19 protein-coding genes are annotated in these 21,624 nt (G+C 71.6%); 8 read left to right on the top strand and 11 right to left on the bottom strand.

Annotated elements, in window-relative coordinates:
* The first annotated feature begins 7 nt into the window (after positions 1 to 7).
* The 4 genes from zwf to ABD330_RS12440 all read left to right on the top strand — a co-directional run bounded on the left by zwf (position 8) and on the right by ABD330_RS12440 (position 5,593).
* Entirely contained in the window at positions 8 to 1,573 is a 1,566-nt protein-coding gene (gene zwf / locus ABD330_RS12455; RefSeq protein ID WP_344464043.1) for a glucose-6-phosphate dehydrogenase, read from the top strand.
* Entirely contained in the window at positions 1,570 to 2,754 is a 1,185-nt protein-coding gene (opcA, locus tag ABD330_RS12450; protein WP_344464041.1) for a glucose-6-phosphate dehydrogenase assembly protein OpcA, read from the top strand. Before zwf ends, opcA begins: the two co-directional genes overlap by 4 nt.
* On the top strand, positions 2,751 to 3,539 hold the full coding sequence (gene pgl / locus ABD330_RS12445) for a 6-phosphogluconolactonase (protein WP_344464039.1): 789 nt from the start codon (positions 2,751 to 2,753) through the stop codon (positions 3,537 to 3,539). The genes opcA and pgl overlap by 4 nt, the downstream gene beginning before the upstream one ends.
* 62 nt (positions 3,540 to 3,601) lie before the next feature.
* Positions 3,602 to 5,593: an NB-ARC domain-containing protein gene (locus ABD330_RS12440; RefSeq protein WP_344464037.1), complete on the top strand. Its 1,992-nt coding sequence runs from the start codon at positions 3,602 to 3,604 to the stop codon at positions 5,591 to 5,593.
* A 23-nt stretch (positions 5,594 to 5,616) separates the two neighbouring features.
* On the opposite strand, the gene ABD330_RS12435 is transcribed toward ABD330_RS12440, so the two are convergent.
* From ABD330_RS12435 to uvrC, 9 genes are all read right to left on the bottom strand, one after another.
* The gene (locus tag ABD330_RS12435) at positions 5,617 to 5,952 is read right to left on the bottom strand and encodes an RNA polymerase-binding protein RbpA (RefSeq protein WP_344464035.1); all 336 of its coding nucleotides are present in this window, start codon (positions 5,950 to 5,952) and stop codon (positions 5,617 to 5,619) included.
* 255 nt (positions 5,953 to 6,207) lie between these two features.
* Positions 6,208 to 6,444 (bottom strand): preprotein translocase subunit SecG, encoded by a 237-nt coding sequence (gene secG, locus ABD330_RS12430; RefSeq protein WP_344464159.1) that lies wholly within the window; start codon positions 6,442 to 6,444, stop codon positions 6,208 to 6,210.
* A 90-nt stretch (positions 6,445 to 6,534) separates the two neighbouring features.
* Positions 6,535 to 7,320 carry a triose-phosphate isomerase gene (gene tpiA, locus ABD330_RS12425; RefSeq protein WP_344464033.1) on the bottom strand — a complete coding sequence of 262 codons (786 nt, stop codon included), beginning with the start codon at positions 7,318 to 7,320 and terminating at the stop codon, positions 6,535 to 6,537.
* 2 nt (positions 7,321 to 7,322) lie between these two features.
* Complete coding sequence (locus ABD330_RS12420) at positions 7,323 to 8,528, bottom strand: phosphoglycerate kinase (RefSeq protein ID WP_344464031.1); 1,206 nt, start codon at positions 8,526 to 8,528, stop codon at positions 7,323 to 7,325.
* A gap of 147 nt (positions 8,529 to 8,675) precedes the next feature.
* On the bottom strand, positions 8,676 to 9,680 hold the full coding sequence (gap, locus tag ABD330_RS12415; protein WP_344464029.1) for a type I glyceraldehyde-3-phosphate dehydrogenase: 1,005 nt from the start codon (positions 9,678 to 9,680) through the stop codon (positions 8,676 to 8,678).
* A gap of 222 nt (positions 9,681 to 9,902) precedes the next feature.
* Positions 9,903 to 10,883 (bottom strand): DNA-binding protein WhiA, encoded by a 981-nt coding sequence (whiA, locus tag ABD330_RS12410; protein ID WP_280719707.1) that lies wholly within the window; start codon positions 10,881 to 10,883, stop codon positions 9,903 to 9,905.
* Entirely contained in the window at positions 10,874 to 11,959 is a 1,086-nt protein-coding gene (locus ABD330_RS12405; protein ID WP_425555517.1) for a gluconeogenesis factor YvcK family protein, read from the bottom strand. Before ABD330_RS12405 ends, whiA begins: the two co-directional genes overlap by 10 nt.
* Positions 11,960 to 12,086: 127 nt before the next feature.
* Positions 12,087 to 12,992: an RNase adapter RapZ gene (rapZ, locus tag ABD330_RS12400; protein WP_425555516.1), complete on the bottom strand. Its 906-nt coding sequence runs from the start codon at positions 12,990 to 12,992 to the stop codon at positions 12,087 to 12,089.
* Between the two features lie 124 nt (positions 12,993 to 13,116).
* A complete protein-coding gene (gene uvrC / locus ABD330_RS12395; protein ID WP_344464021.1) occupies positions 13,117 to 15,195 on the bottom strand; it encodes an excinuclease ABC subunit UvrC in 2,079 nt (692 codons plus the stop codon).
* Between the two features lie 228 nt (positions 15,196 to 15,423).
* Here uvrC and ABD330_RS12390 point away from each other — a divergent pair, with 228 nt between their 5' ends.
* Positions 15,424 to 15,927 carry an RICIN domain-containing protein gene (locus tag ABD330_RS12390; protein WP_344464019.1) on the top strand — a complete coding sequence of 168 codons (504 nt, stop codon included), beginning with the start codon at positions 15,424 to 15,426 and terminating at the stop codon, positions 15,925 to 15,927.
* A 96-nt stretch (positions 15,928 to 16,023) separates the two neighbouring features.
* On the opposite strand, the gene ABD330_RS12385 is transcribed toward ABD330_RS12390, so the two are convergent.
* Both ABD330_RS12385 and uvrA read right to left on the bottom strand, forming a co-directional pair.
* The gene (locus ABD330_RS12385; RefSeq protein ID WP_344464017.1) at positions 16,024 to 16,467 is read right to left on the bottom strand and encodes a Rieske (2Fe-2S) protein; all 444 of its coding nucleotides are present in this window, start codon (positions 16,465 to 16,467) and stop codon (positions 16,024 to 16,026) included.
* Positions 16,468 to 16,628: 161 nt separating this feature from the next.
* Positions 16,629 to 19,559: an excinuclease ABC subunit UvrA gene (gene uvrA, locus ABD330_RS12380; RefSeq protein ID WP_344464015.1), complete on the bottom strand. Its 2,931-nt coding sequence runs from the start codon at positions 19,557 to 19,559 to the stop codon at positions 16,629 to 16,631.
* Between the two features lie 316 nt (positions 19,560 to 19,875).
* Between uvrA and ABD330_RS12375 the strand changes: the two genes are divergently transcribed.
* From ABD330_RS12375 to ABD330_RS12365, 3 genes are all read left to right on the top strand, one after another.
* A complete protein-coding gene (locus ABD330_RS12375) occupies positions 19,876 to 20,640 on the top strand; it encodes a maleylpyruvate isomerase family mycothiol-dependent enzyme (protein ID WP_344464014.1) in 765 nt (254 codons plus the stop codon).
* A gap of 54 nt (positions 20,641 to 20,694) precedes the next feature.
* The gene (locus ABD330_RS12370) at positions 20,695 to 21,342 is read left to right on the top strand and encodes an MBL fold metallo-hydrolase (RefSeq protein WP_344464012.1); all 648 of its coding nucleotides are present in this window, start codon (positions 20,695 to 20,697) and stop codon (positions 21,340 to 21,342) included.
* Between the two features lie 106 nt (positions 21,343 to 21,448).
* Positions 21,449 to 21,607, top strand: coding sequence for a hypothetical protein (locus ABD330_RS12365; RefSeq protein WP_344464010.1), 159 nt, complete (start codon positions 21,449 to 21,451; stop codon positions 21,605 to 21,607).
* Positions 21,608 to 21,624: the final 17 nt, after the last annotated feature.

The following is a 21,624-nucleotide window of genomic DNA, read 5'->3' as shown; positions in this document are numbered from 1 at the left end:
CCCTCCAGTGAGCAACGACTACCCCGAGGTCGAGCAGGGCGATCCCCCGCTCGCGCCCGAGAATCCGCTGCGCGACCCAGCCGACCGCCGGCTGCCGCGCATCGCCGGGCCGTCCGGCCTGGTCATCTTCGGTGTCACCGGCGACCTGTCGCGCAAGAAGCTGATGCCGGCCATCTACGACCTCGCGAACCGCGGTCTGCTGCCGCCGGGCTTCTCGCTCGTCGGCTTCGCCCGCCGTGAGTGGGAGGACGAGGACTTCGCCAAGGAGGTCCACGACGCCGTCAAGGAGCACGCCCGGACCCCCTTCCGCGAGGAGGTCTGGCAGCAGCTGGCGAAGGGCATGCGCTTCGTCCAGGGCACCTTCGACGACGACGAGGCGTTCGAGACCCTCCGCAAGACCATCGCCGAGCTCGACGAGGCGCAGGGGACGGGCGGCAACTTCGCCTTCTACCTCTCCGTCCCGCCGAAGTTCTTCCCGAACGTCGTCCAGCAGCTCAAGAAGCACGGGCTGGCCGACCCGCCGCCCGGCTCCTGGCGCCGGGCCGTGATCGAGAAGCCGTTCGGCCACAACCTGGAGAGCGCCCAGGAGCTCAACAAGGTCGTGCACGAGGTCTTCCCCCGTGACGAGGTCTTCCGGATCGACCACTACCTCGGCAAGGAGACCGTCCAGAACATCCTGGCACTCCGCTTCGCCAACACCATGTTCGAGCCGATCTGGAACCGGTCGTACGTCGACCACGTGCAGATCACCATGGCCGAGGACATCGGCATCGGCGGCCGGGCCGGGTACTACGACGGCATCGGCTCGGCCCGGGACGTCATCCAGAACCACCTGCTCCAGCTGATGGCCCTCACCGCCATCGAGGAGCCGGCCTCCTTCCACCCGAAGGCCCTGGTCGCCGAGAAGCTGAAGGTGCTCAGCGCCGTCAAGCTCCCCGAGGACCTGGGCAAGCACACCGTGCGCGGCCAGTACGCGGCCGGCTGGCAGGGCGGCGAGGAGGTGCTCGGCTACCTGGAGGAGGACGGTATCGATCCGGAGTCCACGACCGACACCTTCGCGGCCATCAAGCTGGAGATCAACAACCGCCGCTGGGCGGGCGTCCCGTTCTACCTGCGGACGGGCAAGCGCCTGGGCCGCCGGGTGACCGAGATCGCGGTGGTCTTCCAGCGCGCGCCGTACCTGCCGTTCGACTCCTACGCCACCGAGGAGCTGGGGCAGAACGCCCTGGTCATCCGGGTGCAGCCGGACGAGGGCGTGACGGTGCGGTTCGGCTCCAAGGTGCCGGGGACCTCGTTCGAGGTGCGCGACGTCACGATGGACTTCGCCTACGGCGAGTCGTTCACCGAGTCGAGCCCCGAGGCGTACGAGCGGCTCATCCTGGACGTGCTGCTCGGCGACGCGAACCTGTTCCCGCGTCACCAGGAGGTCGAACTCTCCTGGGAGATCCTCGACCCGATCGAGAAGTACTGGGACACCCACGGCAAGCCCGCCCAGTACCCCTCGGGGACCTGGGGTCCTGCCGAGGCGGACGAGATGCTCGCACGAGACGGCAGGAGCTGGCGGCGGCCATGAAGATCGACCTGACGAGTACCACGTCAAGCAAGATCAACGCTGCGTTGATGAACGCGCGGCGGGCCAGCGGCGCGACCGCCGCCGGCATGGTGCTCACCCTCGTCATCGTCACCGACGAGGGCAGCGCCTACGACGCCCTCAAGGCGGCCAACGACGCCTCGCGCGAGCACCCCTCGCGCACGCTCGCGGTCATCAAGCGCGCGGGCCGCTCGCCCAGGGCCCGCGCCGAGACCCGGCTCGACGCCGAGATCCTGGTCGGCACCGACGCGGGCTCCGGCGAGACCGTCATCCTGCGGATGCACGGCGAACTCGCCGCGCACGCGCAGTCGGTGGTCCTGCCGCTGCTGCTGCCGGACGCCCCCGTGGTGGTCTGGTGGCCGGAGAACTCCCCGCAGCACCCGGCCCAGGACCCGCTCGGCGCGATCGCCCAGCGCCGGATCACCGACGCCGTCACGGCGGAGTCGCCGGTCGGGCAGCTCGCCCAGCGGGCCGCCAGCTACACCCCCGGCGACACCGACCTGGCCTGGACCCGGATCACCGGCTGGCGCTCGATGCTGGCCGCCGCGCTGGACCAGTACCCGGCGAAGATCGTCTCCGCCGTGGTGGAGGGCGAGTCCTACAACCCGAGCGTCGAGCTGCTCGGGCTGTGGCTGACCACCCGGCTGCACGTCCCGGTCGAACGGGTCGTCACCGGGGGCCCCGGCATCACCTCCGTCACGCTCCGCACCGAGGACGGCGCCATCACGCTGGACCGTCCCGACGGTCTGATGGGCACCCTCTCGATGCCGGGCGCGCCGGACCGCCAGGTCGCCCTCAAGCGCCGGGAGACGTCCGAGCTGATCGCCGAGGAGCTGCGGCGCCTCGACCCGGACGACATCTACGCGGCGGCCGTCCGCACCCCGGTCGAGCGGCTCCGCGAGCCGGTCGGCACGGCGGAGCCCGTCCCGGCCGCCGCCCCCGCGGTGGTCGAGGCGGCGGTGGCGGCCCCGGTCCGGGTGACGGCGAAGGTGCCCGCCGCCGAGGCTCCGGCCCCGGCGCCGGCCGCGAAGCCCGTCACGAAGCCCGTCGCGAAGAAGGCGGCCGTCCGCAAGACCACCGCGGTGAAGGCGGCGGCCAAGACGGCGACGGGCAAGACCGCGGCGGCCAAGAAGCCCGCCCCGCGCAAGCGGAGCGGCTCATGACCGCCGGCGTCCCGCAGCTCGTCGTGCACCGCGACAAGCAGCTGATGGCCCAGGCCGCGGCGGCCCGGCTCATCACCCGCATCGTGGACGCCCAGTCCGCCCGGGGGACGGCCTCGGTGGTCCTCACGGGCGGGCGCAACGGCAACGCCCTGCTCGCCGCGATCGCCGCCTCCCCGGCGCGCGACGCGGTGGACTGGGCGCACCTGGACCTCTGGTGGGGCGACGAGCGCTTCGTCCCCGCCGGGGACCCGGAGCGCAACGCCGTCCAGGCCCGCGACGAACTGCTGGACGCCGTCCCGCTCGACCCGGCGCGGGTCCACCCGATGCCGGCCTCGGACGGCGTGGACGGCTCCGACGTGGAGGCGGCCGCCGCCCGCTACGCGGACGAGCTGGCGAAGGCCGCCCTGCCGGGCGACCGGGCCGGGGTGCCGACCTTCGACGTGCTGCTGCTCGGCGTCGGCCCGGACACCCACGTCGCCTCGCTCTTCCCGGGCCACCCGGGCGTCCGTGAGGCGGACCGCACGGTGGTCGGCGTCCGGGGAGCCCCCAAGCCGCCGCCCACCCGCATCTCGCTGACCCTCCCGGCCATCCGGGCGGCCCGCGAGGTGTGGCTGCTGGCCGCCGGCGAGGACAAGGCCGACGCGGTCGCCCTGGCGCTCTCCGGCCCGGGCGAGATCCAGGCGCCCGCCTCCGGCGCGCACGGCCGCAGCCGCACCCTGTGGCTGCTGGACCGGGCGGCCGCGGCGAAGATCCCGGCCGGGCTGTACCCGCCCGCCTCGGCCTGAGTCTGCGGCAGAGGGGCCCGGTTCCGCCCCATGGAGCCGGGCCCCTTTGCTACAACTCTTCCGTGGGGGACATCTGGAACGTCATCAAGAAGGGCCGCTTCACCGGGCCCGTGATCCAGGCGGGCGTCGTCAATCTCGTCCGGCCTCCGGCCGTACCGGCCGGGCTGCCGCCGCGTGGCGTCTTCGTCGGCCGCGAGGAGGTGCTCGCCCGGTTGGAGGAGGCCGACGTGCCGGTCACCGTTCTCACCGGACTGGGCGGCGTCGGCAAGAGCGCGCTCGCCGTGGAGGCCGCGTACCGCTCCCGGCACCGGTTCCCCGGCGGTGTCCTCTACCTCGACCTGCGGGGCTACGACAGCGGCCGCCTCTCCGCCCACCAGGCACTCGACGCCCTGCTGCGCGCCCTGGGCGAGGACGTCCCGCCCGAGCCGGCCGCCAAGGAGCTCGTCTACCGCTCCCGTCTCGCCGCACTCGACGGCCCGTTGCTGCTGGTCGCCGACAACGTCTCCGGCACCGACCAGCTCGGCCCGCTGCTGCCGGGCGACCCGCGGCACCGCGTCCTGGCGACCAGCCGCCACCGGCTCGTCGACCGGATGCTGAACCTCCCTCACATCGAGGTGGACGTCCTCGCCGAGGCGGACGCGGTCGCCCTCCTCGCCGAACTCGCCCGGACCGACACGGCGCACGCCGCCGAGATCGCCGGCCTCTGCGGCCACCTCCCGCTCGCCCTGCGCATCGCCGCGGCACTGCTGGCCGAACGGTCTCCCGCCAGACTGGTCCTCGACCTCTCCGACGCCCGTGAGCGTCTGAGCGAACTCAACGCCGGTCCCGACCTCGCCATCCGCGCCGCCTTCGACCTCTCGTACCGTCAGCTCCCACCGGAGGAGGCCCGGCTGTTCGCTCTGCTCGCCGTCAACCCGGGCCCCGACACCGACGCCACGGCCGCCGCCTCCCTGGCCGGCCTCCCCCAGCGCGCGACCGACCGCCTGCTGCGTTCCCTGGTCCGCGCGCACCTGCTCGCGGACGTGGACGGCCGCTACCGCTTCCACGACCTGGTGCGCCTGTACGCCGCGGAGTGCCCGGCCGAGGATCGCGACGACGCCTTCCTGCGCCTGTGCGACCACTACGTCACCGGTGCGCTCGCGGCCACCGGCCGGACCGGAGCCGCCGGATCGGCGCCGCCGGGACCGCCCGGCCTCCAGGCCCGGCGCCGCTGGCTCGACGCCGAGTGCCCGAACCTGCTCGCCGCCGCGGACCTCGCCCTGGCGGAGGGCCTGCCGGACTACGCGCACCCTCTCGCCCACCTGCTGACGGAGCACCTGAAGCTCCGTCGCAGGCTCGGGGACCTGGCCCTCGCCTTCAGGATCTCGGCGGACTCGGCCCAGGCACTCGGCCACCGTGCGGCCGAGGTCGAGGCGCTGTGCGGCATGGCCGCCGTCCAGAACGAGATCGGCAACCACGAGGGCGCCGCCGCCTGCCTCCAGCTCGCGATGGACATCGGGGACGAGCGGGAGCCCTACGCGGTGGCCATCCTCACGGGGCTGGCGCAGGTCTGCGTCGGCACCGGGAAGGCCAAGGACGCCCTGGCCTTCGCGACGGCCGCTCTCGACCGGGCGCGCGACCGCGACGAGCAGATCACCGCCCTGGTCAGCCTCGCGGTGACCGTCCTCCACACGTCCGGGCCGGCCTTGAACCCCCACTACGGCAGCCCGCCCGACCAGGCGATGGCCTACCTGGCGGCGGCCCGCCGGATGGCCGGGGGCGGACGGGACCTGCGCGAGGCCACCGTCCTGCACGGCCTCGGCCGGGCCTTCGCGGCCTTCGGACGGATGGACGAGGCGGCCGAGTGCTACCTGGACTGCCGGGCGATCGCCCGGGAGATCGACGACGGGTACCAGGAAGGGCTGGCCCTGCTCTCCCTGGGCGAGGCCAGGCCCGAGCTGTCCGAGGACTGCCTGGTGCAGGCGGTCACGGCGTTCGAGGCGGCCGGCGCCACCGAGGAGGCCGACCACGCCCGGTCACTGCTGACGCCGAAGGGCGCCACCGAAGTCCGGTGACGCCCTCTCCTTGCCGTGTCCGCTCAGATCTCGCCGCGCAGCTTGGCCAGCGCCTCCGCGAGGATCGCCTCGCCGTCGGCGTCGGTACGGCGCTCCCGGACGTAGGCGAGGTGGGTCTTGTAGGGCTCGTTGCGCGAGGGGGCCGGGGGGTTGTCCTCGTCCTGGCCGGCCGGGAAGCCGCAGCGCGGGCAGTCCCAGGTCTCCGGGATGACGGCCTCGGCGGCGAAGCTGGGGCGCGTCTCGTGCTTGTTGGCGCACCAGAAGGAGATCCGGCTGCGGGGAGCGGACTCGCCGCGCTCCGCCTCGCCCATCGGGCCGGCGCCGACTCTGCTGCCACGGATGGCGTTGCCACTTGCCACGGTCTGACTCCCTGCGTGCTGGTGCGATGCGATCCCGGCCGGTGCCCGGATGAGGGCTGCCCGTATCCGTGCGCGGCAGGGGCGGCGGCCGGTATCCATTGCCGCCCGGCCGCGGCCTGCGGACGGTGGCGAAGTTGTCTTAGTGTAAGCAGCAGTTAAGGATCTGTCCCCACCGCCTCCGACACTCCGCCCCACCCAGGATAAGCAGACGGGCGACGCACCGTCAGATCAGCGGCGAATCAACGGCCCCCGGTCTCAGGCCTTGTACTTGAGGACGAGGCCGAGGGTGACGATGCAGGCGAACCAGCCCAGGGCGACGATGACGGTGATGCGGTCGAGGTTGCGCTCGGCCACGGCGGAGCCGCCTCCTGCGGACATCGAGCCACCGCCGAACATGTCGGAAAGGCCGCCGCCCTTCCCCTTGTGCAGCAGCACCAGGATGATCATCAACACACTAAAGATGATCAGGGCAATCGAAAACCCGAGAACCATCACGGCGGGACCAACTCTCTCGTATCTTCGGCGAAGGGGCCGGGCCGCCCGAAGCGGTCCGGCCCCAAAGCCTACGTTGCTGCGGCGGCGTTAGCCTACTGCCTGGTCACGGTAGCGCACGATCTTGACGAACTCGTCGGCGTCGAGAGCGGCTCCGCCGATCAGCGCGCCGTCCACGTCGGGCTTGGCCATCAGGCCGGCCGCGCTGGCCGCCTTGACCGAACCGCCGTACAGGACGCGGACCTTCTCGGCCAGCTCGGCCGAGTACAGCTCCGCCAGCCGGACCCGGATCGCGGCGCAGACCTCCTGGGCGTCCTCGGGGGTCGCCACCTCGCCGGTGCCGATCGCCCAGACCGGTTCGTACGCGACCACGATCTGCTCGGCGTCCGAGGCGGGCACGCCGTCGAGCGCGCCGTCCAGCTGGGCCAGCGTGTACTCGACGTGCGTACCGGCCTTGCGGATCTCCAGCGGCTCGCCGATGCACAGGATCGGCAGGATGCCGTTCCGGTAGGCGGCCTTCACCTTGGCGTTGACGATCTCCTCGTTCTCGCCGTGGTACTGGCGGCGCTCCGAGTGGCCGATGGCCACGTAGGTGCACTTCAGCTTGGCGAGCATCGGGCCGGAGATCTCACCGGTGTAGGCACCGGAGTCGTGCGCCGAGATGTCCTGGGCGCCGTACTTGATCTTCAGCTTGTCGCCGTCGACCAGGGTCTGCACCGAGCGCAGGTCCGTGAACGGCGGCAGGACGGCGACCTCGACGGCCGCGTAGTCCTTGTCGGCCAGCGCGAAGGCCAGCTTCTGGGTGTGGGCGATGGCCTCGAGGTGGTTGAGGTTCATCTTCCAGTTGCCCGCCATCAGCGGGGTACGGTCACTCATGTTCAGCCTTCCAGTGCGGCGAGACCGGGGAGGGTCTTGCCCTCCAGGTATTCGAGGCTCGCGCCACCGCCGGTCGAGATGTGCCCGAACTTCGTCTCGTCGAAGCCCAGGATGCGCACGGCCGCGGCGGAGTCGCCGCCGCCGACCACGGTGAACGCGTCGCTCGCCAGCAGCGCCGCCGCGACGGCCTTGGTGCCCTCGGCGAAGGCCGGGTGCTCGAAGACGCCGACCGGGCCGTTCCAGAACACCGTCTGCGCGTCGGCCAGCTTGGCGGCGAACAGCTCGCGGGTCTTCGGGCCGATGTCCAGGCCCTCCTTGTCGGCGGGGATCGAGTCCGCGTCGACGACCTCGAAGTCCTCGACCGGGGCGTGCGTCTTGGTGTCGGGGAAGCTCGCCGAGATCGCGATGTCCACCGGCAGCACGAACTCGACGCCGCCCGCCTTCGCCCGCTCCAGGTACTCCAGGACGACCGGCACCTGGTCCTTCTGCAGCAGCGAGATGCCGACCTCGTGGCCCAGCGCGTGCAGGAAGGTGTACGCCATGCCGCCGCCGATCAGGATGCGGTCGGCCTTGCCCAGCAGGTTGTCGATCACGCCGACCTTGTCGGAGACCTTGGAGCCGCCGAGCACGACGACGTACGGGCGCTCGACCTCCTCGGTGAGCCGCTTGAGCACGGCCACCTCGGTGGCGATCAGGTCGCCGACGGCGTGCGGCAGGCGGGCCGGCAGGTCGAACACCGAGGCGTGCTTACGGTGCACGGCGCCGAAGCCGTCGCCGACGTAGAGGTCGGCCAGCTCGGCCAGTCGGTCGGCGAAGACGCCGCGCTCGGCGTCGTCCTTCGCGGTCTCGCCGGCGTTGAAGCGCAGGTTCTCCAGCAGCGTGACCTCGCCGTCGGCCAGGGCGGCGACGGTGGCCTTCGCGCTGTCGCCCACGGTGTCGGCCGCGAAGGCGACGGACGTGCCGAGCACCTCGCCGAGGCGGACGGCGACGGGGGCGAGCGAGAACTGCGGGTCGGGCTCGCCCTTGGGACGGCCCAGGTGCGAGGCGACGATCACCTTGGCGCCGGCCTGCAGCAGCTTGGCGATGGTCGGGGCGACGGCGCGGATCCGGCCGTCGTCGGTGATCCTGCCGTCCGACAGCGGCACGTTGAGGTCGGCGCGGACGAACACGCGCTTGCCGGCTACGTCGAGGTCTTCGATGGTCTTCACGGTCTTCGGGTCTCCTGGGAGAAGGTCGCGAGGTGGCAACACGGCGATGGGTCGCCGGGAGGAGCAGGGGGAACCGCAGAGGAAGGGCCCGGAGGCTGGACTACGCCTTCGGGCCCCGCCTCTTACATCACGTCAGCTCTCGCTGCGTCAGAGCTGGCCGCCGACGAGGGAGGTCAGGTTGACGAGGCGGTTGGAGTAACCCCACTCGTTGTCGTACCAGCCGAAGATCTTGACCTGGTTGCCCTGGACCATGGTCATCAGGGAGTCGAAGATCGTGGAGAACGGCGAGTTCACGATGTCGGAGGAGACGATCGGGTCCTCGGTGTACTGCAGGATGCCCTTGAGGGAGCTCTCGGAGGCCTTCTGGAAGGCCGCGTTGACCTCCTCGACCGTGACGTCACGCTCAAGGGTGACGACCAGGTCGGTGATGGAGCCGGTCGGGACCGGGACGCGCAGCGAGGTGCCGTCCAGCTTGCCCTTGAGCTCCGGGATGACCAGGGCGGTGGCCTTGGCGGCACCGGTCGAGGTCGGGATGATGTTCAGCGACGCGGCGCGCGCACGGCGCAGGTCCTTGTGCGGGAAGTCCAGGGTGACCTGGTCGTTGGTGAACGCGTGCACCGTGGTCATCAGACCCTTGACGATGCCGAAGTTCTCCAGCAGGACCTTGGCCATCGGCGCCACGCAGTTCGTGGTGCAGGAGGCGTTGGAGATGACGGTGTGCTTGGCCGCGTCGTACTTGTCGTCGTTGACACCCATGACGATGGTGACGTCTTCGTCGGTGGCCGGGGCGGAGATGATGACCTTCTTGGCACCAGCGGTGACGTGCTTCTTTGCAGCGTCGGCCTTGGTGAAGATGCCGGTGGACTCGATCACGATGTCGACACCGAGCTCGCCCCAGGGGAGGTTGGCCGGGTCGCGCTCGGCGATGACCTTGAAGGTCCTGCCGTCGACGGTGATGCTGTCGGCGGTGTGGCTGACCTCGGCCTGCAGGGTGCCCAGGATCGAGTCGTACTTGAGCAGGTGCGCCAGGGTCTTGGTGTCGGTCAGGTCGTTGACACCGACGATCTCGATGTCCGCGCCCTGGGCCCGAACCGCGCGGAAGAAGTTGCGGCCAATGCGGCCGAATCCGTTGATGCCTACCCGGATCGTCACGAAACCGATCTCCTTTAGGTACGCCGGAACTATGCCGACGGGGTGGAAATGGGATGTCCCCGACCACCCATGACCCTACCCTCCTGCGGGTCGGCGGGGCACACCGCCTCTCCGGCGCGGATGTCCAGAGCCCAGCGGGTGACTTCGGACACGTGGAGGTTTGGATACGCGGCGGCCGGTGCCCCGGAACGGGACACCGGCCGCTCGAAAAGTGATCCGGCGTCAGCTGAGCGCCATCTCGTCGGTCAGGTTGGCCTCGGTGCTCGGCAGGCCCAGCTCGCTCGCCCGCTTGTCCGCCATCGCCAGCAGCCGGCGGATCCGCCCGGCCACCGCGTCCTTGGTCAGCGGCGGGTCGGCGAGCGCGCCCAGCTCCTCCAGCGAGGCCTGCTTGTGCTGCATCCGGAGCTGGCCCGCTGCCGCCAGGTGCTCGGGCACCTCCTCGCCGAGGATCTCCAGCGCCCGCTGCACCCGGGCGCCGGCCGCGACCGCCGCGCGGGCCGAGCGGCGCAGGTTCGCGTCGTCGAAGTTGGCCAGCCGGTTGGCGGTGGCCCGGACCTCGCGCCGCATCCGGCGCTCCTCCCAGGCGAGCACCGACTCGTGCGCGCCGAGCCGGGTCAGCAGTGCGCCGATCGCGTCACCGTCCCGGATCACCACCCGGTCCACTCCGCGCACCTCGCGCGCCTTGGCCGGGATACCGAGCCGCCGCGCCGCGCCCACCAGGGCCAGCGCCGCCTCGGAGCCGGGGCAGGTGATCTCCAGGGAGGAGGACCTGCCGGGCTCGGTGAGCGAGCCGTGCGCCAGGAAGGCGCCGCGCCAGGCCGCCTCCGCGTCGCAGGTCGCGCCCGAGACCACCGCCGGGGGCAGGCCCCGGATCGGCCGTCCCCTGCCGTCGACCAGCCCGGTCTGCCGGGCCAGCAATTCGCCGTCCTTCACCACCCGCACCACGTACCGGCTGCCGCGTCGCAGGCCGCCGGGGGCCATCACCACCAGATCCGAGGAGTGCCCGAAGATCTCCAGCAGGTCCTTGCGCAGCCGCCGCGCCGCAATGCCGGTGTCCAGCTCCGCCTCGATCACGATGCGGCCGCTCACAATGTGCAGCCCGCCCGCGAATCGCAGGATCGCCGAAACCTCCGCCTTGCGGCAGCAGGCCCGGGTGACGGGGAGCCGGCTGATTTCGTCCTTCACCGCTGCCGTCATCGCCATGGGCCGATCCTTCCATGTGTCCGGAAAATCCGGTCGTACGCAGCCGCCAAGAGCTCCGGGTCGTGTCGCGGCGTCCCGTCGGCCGCCGCCACCCGGTCGAGCACGAGTTCGGCTCCCATCCGGGCCGCCGCCTTCTCCAGCCCGGCGAGGTCCGCCACCCCGAAGGCACCGCCGGTGACCGCCCGCTCGTCCACCAGGATCGCATCAACGGCCAGGTCGGGGGCGTGGTCGGCGATCACGTCCAGGTGGCGCTGAGGGGTGAAGCCCTCGGTCTCACCGGGCTGCGGGGCCAGATTGAGGGTGAGCAGCCGACGGGCCCGGGTCGCGGAGAGCGCCTTGGCCAGGTCGGGTACCAGCAGGTGCGGGACCACGCTGGTGAACCAGGAACCGGGCCCCAGCACCACCCAGTCGGCCTCCAGGACGGCCGCGACGGCCTCCGGGACGGCGGGCGGCTGCTCGGGGAGCAGCCGGATCGACTGGACCGTCCCGGGGGTCACGGCGACGCTCGCCTGGCCCCGGACGGCGGAGAGCTCGCACGGGTGGGCCGGGTCGTGCCCGCGCACCTCGGCCTCGATGTCCAGCGGCACGGCCGACATCGGCAGCACCCGGCCCTGCACGTTGAGCAGGCGGGCGACCCAGTCCAGGGCGGCCACCGGGTCGCCGAGCTTCTCCCAGAGGGCGACGATCAGCAGGTTGCCGACGGCGTGGCCGTGCAGCTCGCCGTTGCCGCTGAAGCGCTGCTGGATCACCTCGGACCAGGTACGGCCCCAGTCGTCGTCGCCGCAGAGCGCGGCCAGCGCCTTGCGCAGGTCGCCCGGCGGCAGCACGCCGAGCTCGGTGCGCAGGCGTCCGCTGGAGCCGCCGTCGTCGGCGACGGTGACCACGGCGGTGATCTCCGTGGTGAGCCGGCGCAGCGCGGAGAGCGAGGCGGACAGCCCCTGTCCGCCTCCCAGCGCGGCCACCCGTACCCGGTGGGGCCTGGGCGCGCCGGGTCGTGGTCTCGGTGCGGCGGCGGCCCTCGGACCGACCTCGGCAGTCTTGTGCTGGAACTGCCGCGCCGCCGAGTATCCCGTCACACCGACCCCACGTTCCTGTTTCATACCCTGTGAGCGCCGGGCGGGGCGCTTGTGTCACTCCCGGCCGGTCACCGCCGGCCGATCGGACCGGTCGGTCCGGGCCGGCCGCCGGCCGGCCCGGGGCCGGTCATTCCCGGCCCATGTCGCGGTGGACCAGCACCGTCTCGACGCCGTCCGCGACCAGACGCTTCGTCAGCCGCTCCGACATGGCGACGCTGCGGTGCTTGCCACCGGTGCAGCCTACGGCAAGTGTCATGTAACGCTTGCCCTCCCGCCGGTAGCCCTCCGCGACGATCTTGAGCAACTCGGCGTAACCGTCCAGGAACTCATTGGCACCGGGCTGCTGGAAGACGTAGTCCGCGACGTCGCTGTCGGTGCCGGTGCGGGCGCGCAGCTCGGGGACCCAGTGCGGGTTGGGCAGGAAGCGGCAGTCCACCACCAGGTCGGCGTCGACCGGCAGGCCGTACTTGAAGCCGAAGGACATCACGGTGGCCCGCAGCTCGGGCTCGTCGTGGTCGGCGAACTGGGCGTCCAGCTTGGCGCGCAGCTGGTGCACGTTGAGGTCGGAGGTGTCGATCACCAGGTCGGCCTCGCCGCGCAGCTCGCGCAGCAGGTCCCGCTCGCGCTCGATGCCGTCCACGATCCGGCCGTCGGCCTGCAGCGGGTGCGGGCGGCGGACGCTCTCGAAACGGCGGACCAGGGCGTCGTCCGAGGACTCCAGGAAGACCACCCGGAGCCGGATGCCGCGCTTCTCCAACTCCTCCAGCGAGGTCAGCAGGTCGTCGAAGAACTTGCGCCCCCGGACGTCCACCACCACGCCGATCCTGGGCACCGCGCCCTGCGAGCGGGCGCCGAGGTCGACCATGGTGGGGATCAGGGCGGGCGGCAGGTTGTCCACCACGAACCAGCCCAGGTCCTCCAGGCACTTCGCCGCGGTGCTGCGGCCTGCTCCGGACATGCCGGAGATGATCACCAGCTCGGGGGCGGTCTCTCCCCCGGCCTCCGGCCTGGAGCTGACCCCATCGTCGGACACTGTCACTTCGGTTCCCCGCTCTCCGTGGTTCTGCTGGGGAGAACGCGCATGGTGGCGCCCCGCGTCCCCGGGCCACCCGCGAGGGTGGGGACGGGGCGCGGGGGCCGACGGGCGGCGTCGACCGTCATGGCGTCTCCGTAAGGTGCGTCGTGTGGTCGGTCGGTGCCTCGCGGTCCGGCGGCCGGCTGGTCACCGGCCCGGCAGTGCCCGTGTCGGCGCTGTCGTCAATGATCTCGCCGGTCGCGGTGTTCACCGCAGGTGCGGCCGGTGGACGGGAGGCCAACGCTGCCGCAACAGTCTCCGCCGTCCGGCGGCCGATCCCCGGGACCTCGCAGAGCTGGTCCACCGTGGCGGCCCGGAGCTTCTTCAGCGAGCCGAAGTGCTTGAGCAGCGCCTGCCGGCGAGTCTCGCCGAGGCCGGGGACGGAGTCCAGCTCCCCCGCCGTGAAGCGCTTGCCGCGCTTGGCACGCTGGTAGGTGATGGCGAAGCGGTGCGCCTCGTCCCGGACGCGCTGGAGCAGGTAGAGGCCCTCACTGGAGCGGGGCAGCACCACCGGGTCGTCCTGGCCGGGCAGCCAGACCTCCTCCAACCGCTTGGCCAGGCCGCAGAGCGCGATGTCGTCGATGCCCAGCTCGTCCAGGGCGCGCTTCGCGGCGGCGACCTGCGGCTGCCCGCCGTCGACCACCAGCAGCTGCGGCGGGTAGGCGAAGCGGCGCGGGCGGCCCGTCTCCGGGTCCACCGGGCCGTTCGCGGTCGTCTCCTGCGGGCCGTCCTCCTCCTCGGGGACGGCCCACTCGCCGGTCTGCTCGCGCTCGCGGAGGTAGCGGCGGAAGCGGCGGCCGACCACCTCGTGCATCGAGCGGACGTCGTCCTGCCCCTCGAAGCCCTTGATCTGGAAGCGGCGGTACTCGCTCTTGCGGGCCAGGCCGTCCTCGAAGACCACCATCGAGGCGACCACGTCCTCGCCCTGCAGGTGCGAGATGTCGAAGCACTCGATCCGCAGCGGGACGCTGTCCAGCTCCAGCGCTTCGGCGATCTCCTGGAGGGCCCGGCTGCGGGTCGTCAGGTCGGAGGCACGCTTGGTCTTGTGCAGCGCCAGGCCCTGCTGGGCGTTGCGCTGGACGGTGATCATCAGGTCCTTCTTGTCGCCGCGCTGCGGCACCCGCAGGTCGACCTGCGAGCCCCGCAGGCCCGTCAGCCACTCCTGGACGGGGCCGGCCGGCTCCGGCAGCGCGGGGACGAGCACCTCGCGCGGGACGGACTCGGTGCCGCCGCCGTAGAGCTGCTGGAGCGCGTGCTCGACCAGCGCCGGGGTGTCGATGTCCTCGACCTTGTCGGTGACCCAGCCGCGCTGGCCGCGGACCCGGCCGCCGCGCACGTGGAAGATCTGCACGGCGGCTTCGAGCTCGTCCTCGGCGACGGCGAGGAGGTCGGCGTCGGTGCCGTCGCCGAGCACCACCGCGTTCTTCTCCATCGCGCGGGTCAGTGCCGCCATGTCGTCGCGCAGCCGGGCCGCCCGCTCGTACTCCATGGCGGCGGCGGCCTCCTTCATCTGCTGCTCCAGCCGGCGCAGGTAGCCGCCGGTGCGGCCGGCCATGAAGTCGCAGAACTCCTCCGCCAGCTCGGCGTGTTCGGCCTGCGAGATCTTGCCGACGCAGGGCGCGGCGCACTTGCCGATGTACCCGAGCAGGCACGGCCGGCCGACCTGCTTCGCCCGCTTGAACACGCCGTTGGAGCACGTCCGGACGGGGAAGACCCGCAGCATCAGGTCGACCGTCTCGCGGATCGCCCAGGCGTGCCCGTACGGCCCGAAGTAGCGCACGCCCTTCTTGTGCGCGCCGCGCATCACCTGGACCCGCGGGAACTCCTCGTTCAGGGTGACGGCGAGCTCCGGGTAGCTCTTGTCGTCGCGGTACTTGACGTTGAAGCGCGGGTCGAACTCCTTGATCCAGGAGTACTCCAGCTGGAGCGCCTCGACCTCGGTGCCCACCACCGTCCACTCCACCGAAGCGGCGGTGGTGACCATCGTCGCCGTCCGGGAGTGCAGACCCGCGATGTCCTGGAAGTAGGAGGACAGCCGCGGCCGCAGGCTCTTCGCCTTGCCGACGTAGATGACCCGCCCGTGGGCGTCGCGGAACTTGTAGACACCGGGCGAGGTCGGGATGGCCCCGGGTGCCGGGCGGTACGTGGAGGGGTCGGCCATGGCTCTACCGTACCGATTCGGTCGGACACCTCGTGAGCCGTCCCGTACGGCGGTCACCGTCACGGGTGTCCGGGCGTGTCCGGATCCGTCCAGGACGGGTCTGCGGCATAGCCGTCCGGCCCCGGGCCCGCACAGACTCCTGTCGGTGGAGCGCGGAAGCCGCCCTCCACCCCCGCTCCCGACGTGCACCCCTCGTGCGCGCCGGTCGACCTCGGAGGACGGAACAGCATGCTCGGACGACGTACCTCGCGCATCCTGGGCCTGGTGGCCCCGCTCGCCCTCGCCCTGGGGATGGGCCTGACCGGGCCGGCCCAGGCCGCAGCCCCGAGCCAGTCCCACGTCACGGTGCGGCCGTCGGCCGTGAACTACTACGGCGGGAGTCTGCAGGACCAGAACACCGGCCGGTGCATCGACGACAGCGGCGCCTACGGGCTGCGCGCCTTCAGCTGTAACGGCCTCAACTACCAGACGTGGTACGCCACGTACTTCGGCAGCTGGTTCAGCCTGACGAACGGGAACACCGGGCGGTGCATCGACGACAGCCTCGCCTACGGGCTGCGCTCGTTCGACTGCAACCTCCAGTCGTACCAGAACTGGCAGATCATCGCCCAGTACGGCGACGGGTCCCAGGTGCTGCAGAACCAGAACACCGGGCGGTGCATCGACGACAGCGGCGCCTACGGGCTGCGCTCGTTCCCCTGCAACTACCAGTCCTACCAGCGGTGGTACTGAGACCTTGAGCGGGGCCGAAGGGGGTGACGCCTCGCGTCCCGGCCCCCTCGGCCCCGGCCCCGGCCGTCCGGCCGGACGGCTGCGGGGAGCGGCGGGTCAGGCCGTGGTGACCTGGAGGTTCCCGTTCTGGACGGCGACCTTGTACTCGGGGAGCGGGCTGGGGGCCGGACCGTCCTGGACGGAGCCGTCCGCGATGGCGAACCGGCTGCCGTGGCAGGGGCACTGGATCTGCGCGTTCTGGACCTGGTCCACGATGCAGCCCGCGTGGGTGCAGCGGGCGCTGAACGCCTTGTACTGACCGGCCGTCGGCTGCGTCACCACGATCTTCTGGTCGCGGAACACCTTGCCGCCGCCGACCGGCACCGCGGTGGCCGGGCCGACGTCGACCGGGCCCGCCGACTGGGCCGGGCCTGAGGAGGAGGACGCGGAGGAGGAGCAGCCGGTCACCGCGACGGTGCCGCCGGCGGCGGCGAGCACGGCGGCGGCGCCGCAGAGCAGCGTGCGGCGGGTGGTGACGGGGCTCTCGGTGGCCTCGGACATCGGTGTCGACTCCCTGGGGACGCGGTCAGGATCGGCGGAAGTCTATGCCCGGACCATGAGGCGTCCGCTGCGGACGGCCGATCACGCACAGGGGCGTGCGGGTCGTCTCCCGGCCTTTTCGGCCGGGAGACGACCCGCACGCCCCTGTGGGGTGACCCCTGCTACTTCTTCCTGGCGGCAGCCCGCTTGCGGGGGGCCACGACCTTGACCGGTGCCGCGGCGCCGTCCGCGCCGTCCAGGCCGTCCAGGTCACGGCCGGCCAGGATGTCGCGGAGGAACTTGCCGGTGTGGCTGGTGGAGACGGCCGCGATCTCCTCGGGCGTGCCCTCGGCGACCACCAGGCCGCCGCCGCTGCCGCCCTCGGGGCCCATGTCGACGATCCAGTCGGCGGTCTTGATGACGTCGAGGTTGTGCTCGATGACGATGACCGTGTTGCCCTTCTCGACCAGCCCGTCGAGCACCTTGATCAGCTTGCTGATGTCCTCGAAGTGCAGGCCCGTGGTGGGCTCGTCGAGCACGTAGACCGTCCGCCCGGTGGAGCGCTTCTGCAGCTCGGAGGCGAGCTTGACGCGCTGCGCCTCGCCGCCGGAGAGCGTCGGCGCGGACTGGCCGAGCCGGACGTAGCCGAGGCCGACGTCGTTGAGCGTGCGCAGGTGGCGGGCGATCGGCGGGACGGCCTCGAAGAAGTGCAGGCCCTCCTCGATCGGCATGTCCAGCACGTCGGCGATGGACTTGCCCTTGTAGTGGACCTCCAGCGTCTCCCGGTTGTAGCGGGCGCCGTGGCAGACCTCGCACGGGACGTAGACGTCCGGCAGGAAGTTCATCTCGATCTTGATGGTGCCGTCACCGGAGCAGTTCTCGCAGCGGCCGCCCTTGACGTTGAAGGAGAAGCGGCCGGGCAGGTAGCCCCGGACCTTCGCCTCCTGGGTCTCCGCGAAGAGCCGCCGGACATGGTCGAACACACCGGTGTAGGTGGCCGGGTTGGAGCGCGGGGTGCGGCCGATCGGCGACTGGTCGACGTGCACCACCTTGTCGACCAGGTCGGTGCCGGTGATCCGGGTGTGCCGCCCGGGGACGCTGCGCGCGCCGTTCAGCTCCCGGGCGAGGTGGGTGTAGAGGATGTCGTTGACCAGGGTCGACTTGCCCGAGCCGGAGACCCCGGTGATCGCGGTGAACGTCCCGAGCGGGAAGCCGACCGTGACGTCCTGGAGGTTGTGCTCGCGGGCGCCGTGCACCGTGATCTGCCGCTTCTTGTCACGCGGGCGGCGGACGGCCGGTGTCGGGATCGAACGCTTGCCGGACAGGTACTGCCCGGTCAGCGACTCCTCGTTGGCCAGCAGCTCCTTGAGCGAACCGGAGTGCACCACCCTGCCGCCGTGCTCGCCGGCGCCGGGACCGATGTCGACCACCCAGTCGGCCATCTTGATGGTGTCCTCGTCGTGCTCGACGACGATCAGGGTGTTGCCGATGTCCCGCAGCCGGACCAGCGTCTCGATCAGGCGGTGGTTGTCGCGCTGGTGCAGGCCGATCGACGGCTCGTCCAGCACGTACAGCACACCGACCAGGCCGGAGCCGATCTGGGTGGCCAGCCGGATGCGCTGGGCCTCGCCGCCGGAGAGGGTGCCCGCGGCGCGGTTCAGCGAGAGGTAGTCGAGGCCCACGTCGACCAGGAAGCGCAGCCGCTCGTTGACCTCCTTGAGCACCCGCTCGGCGATCTGCTTGTCCCGGGCCGTCAGCTTCATCGCCCCCAGGAACTCGGAGCAGTCGCTGATCGACATCGCCGCGACATCGGCGATCGACTTGTCCTGGACCGTCACCGCGAGGATCACCGGCTTGAGCCGGGTGCCCTGGCAGCTCGGGCACGGGACCTCGCGCATGTAGCCCTCGAAGCGCTCCCGGCTGCTGTCGCTCTCCGCCTCGGAGTGGCGGCGGGTGACGAACGGGATCGCGCCCTCGAAGGCCATGCTGTACGAGCGCTCGCGCCCGAAGCGGTTGTTGTACCGCACCTCGACCTGGGTCTTGTGCCCGTACAGCAGTGCCTTGCGGGCACGCGCGGGCAGGCCGGCCCAGGGGATGTCGGTACGGAAGCCCAGCTCGCCAGCGAGCGCGTCGACCAGGCGCTGGAAGTACTCCTTGGTGTGGCCCTGCGACCACGGGTGGATGGCGCCCTCGTCGAGCGACTTCTCCTCGTCCGGGATCACCAGCTCGGCGTCGACCTCCATCCGGTTGCCGAGGCCCGAGCACTCCGGGCAGGCGCCGAACGGCGAGTTGAAGGAGAACGAGCGCGGCTCCAGCTCCTCGAAGGACACGTCGTCGTACGGGCAGTACAGGTGCTCGGAGTACATCCGCTCGCGCTCGGGGTCGTCCTCGGGGAGGTCGACGAAGTCGAGCACCACCATGCCGCCGGCCAGCTTGAGGGCCGTCTCCACCGAGTCGGTCAGGCGGCGCTTGGCGCTGCTCTTCACCGTGAGGCGGTCGATGACCACCTCGATGGTGTGCTTCTCCTGCTTCTTCAGCGCGGGCGGCTCGGCGAGCTGGACGGTCTGCCCGTCCACCCGGGCCCGGGCGTACCCCTTGGACTGGAGGTCGGCGAACAGGTCGACGAACTCGCCCTTGCGCTCGCGCACCACCGGGCTGAGCACCTGGAAGCGGGTGCCCTCGTCCAGCTTCAGGACCCGGTCGACGATGGCCTGCGGGGACTGCTTGGCGATCGGCCGGGAGCAGTGCGGGCAGTGCGGCTTGCCGATCCGGGCGAACAGCAGGCGGAGGTAGTCGTACACCTCGGTGATGGTGCCGACCGTCGAACGCGGGTTCCGGTTGGTGGACTTCTGGTCGATCGAGACGGCGGGCGAGAGACCCTCGATGAAGTCGACGTCGGGCTTGTCCATCTGGCCCAGGAACTGCCGGGCGTACGAGGACAGCGACTCGACGTACCGCCGTTGGCCCTCGGCGAAGATGGTGTCGAAGGCCAGCGAGGACTTGCCGGACCCGGAGAGGCCCGTGAAGACGATCAGGGAATCCCGCGGCAGGTCGAGCGAGACGTTCTTCAGGTTGTGCTCGCGAGCACCGCGGACGATGAGGCGGTCTGCCACTGCTTCTGGCGCCTTTCTCCGGGGAGGTGGCTGAGAGAGGCTCCATGCTCCCTCTGCAGGGACCAACGAGCACAGTCGGGTGAATTCTTCCAGTGTGCGCCCGCCAGCCTACTAGCTCATGCGTTCGAATATCGAGCCTGTCCGGCCGGGTTCACCCGAACGAGCGAACGGCGGCGGTATCGGCTCTCACGGCCGCTCGGAAAACCCCTGCTCAGCGCCTCGTCCAGCGGTAGCGTCACTGACGAGTGCCCGTTCTTCAACGAGCACGGACCCTTACCGGAAACGCCCACTCCACGCCATTCGGAGGCCAGACCCGATGTCCGAACCGTCCGACGCCGAGACCGCCGCCCGCACGCTCCGCGATCTGGCCGAATCCACCGAGCGCCTGCTCGGCACCGCCGACGCGCTGCACCAGTCGGCCGTCATGGAACCCTCCGCACTGCCCGGCTGGAGCCGCGGCCACGTGCTGACCCACCTCGCCCGGAACGCCGACTCGCTGGTCAACCTGCTGGACGGCGCCCGGACCGGCCGGGAGATCCCGCAGTACCGCAGCCTGGAGGCCCGCGACCAGGACATCGAGGACGGCGCCGACCGCCCGATCGGCGAACAGTTCGAGGACCTCCGGGCCAGCGCCGCCCGCCTCGCCGAAGCCGCCGCCAAGCTGCCGGACCGGGCCTGGAGCGCCCAGGTCCGGCACCGCACCGGCTATCTCTTCCCCGCCCACGAGATCCCGTGGAAGCGGGTGATGGAGGTCGAGTACCACCACGTCGACCTCGCCCTCGGCTACACCCCGGCCGACTGGCCGCACGACTTCGCCGCCGCCGAGTTCCTCCGCCTCGCCGAGCACTTCAGGGCCCTCGACGGCCTGCCGCCGACCCTGCTGGTCACCACCGACCTCGGCCCCCGGCTCCCGCTCGGGCCGGCGGACGCGGAGCCCGAGCTGACGGTCGAGGGCCCGGTCCGGGCGCTGACCGCCTGGCTCTCCGGGCGCTCCGAAGGCGACGGGCTCCGGGTCCACCGGGGCGGTGAGCAGCTGACGGACGTCCGGTCCGCCCTGCCGAAGCTTCCCGCGATGGGCTGAGCACGCGATGATGCACCTGACGGATGTTCACGACTACCGAGGAGCAACGGCCCGATGACGTACCACGGAGCGGTCAAGGTCGGCGGTCCGCCGGACGTACGCGAGCTCGCCCACCTGATCATCACCAAGGTCGCGCTGGGCCCGTACGACAACAACGCCTACCTGCTGCGCTGCCGCGCCACCGACGAGCAGCTGCTGATCGACGCGGCCGCCGACGCCCCCGTCCTGCTGGAGACCGTCGGCGACCGGCTGGCCACGGTGGTCACCACGCACCGGCACCACGACCACTGGGGTGCGCTGGCGGAGGTGGTGGCCGCCACCGGCGCCCGGACGGCGGCCGGCCGGATCGACGCCGAGGGCATCGACGTCCCGACCGGCCTCCCGCTGGACGACGGCGACACCCTCCGGGTCGGCCACGTCGAGCTGACGGTCCGCCACCTGGTGGGCCACACCCCCGGCGCGATCGTGCTGACCTACGACGACCCGCAGGGCCACCCGCACCTCTTCACCGGCGACTGCCTCTTCCCGGGCGGTCCCGGAAGGACAACACAACCGGACGACTTCAAGTCTCTGATGGACGGGCTGGAAGCCAAGGTCTTCACCCTGCCGGACGAGACCTGGATCTACCCGGGCCACGGGAACGACAGCACTCTCGGGGCGGAGCGTCCGCACCTCCCGGAGTGGTGGGCTCGGGGCTGGTGACCATCCAGCTGGGCCGCCTGCGCATGAGGTCACCTGGCCGCCGAAGAACCGCACCTGACAGGCGTCACCGCATCGTGGTCGGCACCGTGGAGGCGCCGACCACGCCGTGGCGCGGCTATGCCTTCGGCGGCGGCTCCTCCCCGTCAGCGGCTACGGCTGGACGGTCGACCCCGGCGAGGACGACGGCTACACCGGCCACGACGAGATCGCCCCGACGCCGGAGGACGCCCTGGAGGCGGTACGGTCCGCCTTCGCGGCGAGCTGAGGACCGCAAGAGGGCCT

This window comes from Kitasatospora kazusensis, assembly GCF_039529945.1.
GTDB classification, from domain to species: domain Bacteria; phylum Actinomycetota; class Actinomycetes; order Streptomycetales; family Streptomycetaceae; genus Kitasatospora; species Kitasatospora kazusensis.
This window is presented reverse-complemented; position numbering and strand designations above follow the sequence as displayed.